Raw genomic sequence first — 328 nt, forward strand, 5'->3', positions numbered from 1 at the left:
TCCGATCCACTTGCTGACACGCCTATGTTGGTCACGCTGGAGCAGTTGCGGCCCTACGAACACAACCCGCGTTTCATCCGTAATCCTCTGTATGACGATATCAAAGCCTCGATCCGTGAGCGCGGGCTGGATCAACCGCCGCCGATTACCCGCCGTCCGGGAGAGTCTTATTTCATCATCCGTAACGGCGGCAATACTCGCTTGGCGATTCTCGGCGAACTGTGGCAGGAAACCCGCGAGGAGCGGTTCTTTCGCATTCACTGCTTGTTCCGCCCCTGGACCGATGAACTCACCGCCCTGCTCGGCCATTTGGCCGAAAGCGATCTGC

General features: G+C 58.5%; 1 protein-coding gene. It reads left to right on the forward strand.

The window, feature by feature from the left end; translation table 11 throughout:
• Nucleotides 1–24: 24 nt before the first annotated feature.
• Nucleotides 25–328: ParB family protein (locus KMS84_RS44265; protein ID WP_256921495.1), on the forward strand; the 304-nt coding region annotated here is incomplete at its 3' end.

The sequence above is a fragment of the Streptomyces hilarionis genome, from assembly GCF_024539675.1.
GTDB classification, from domain to species: Bacteria; Actinomycetota; Actinomycetes; order Streptomycetales; family Streptomycetaceae; genus Streptomyces; species Streptomyces hilarionis.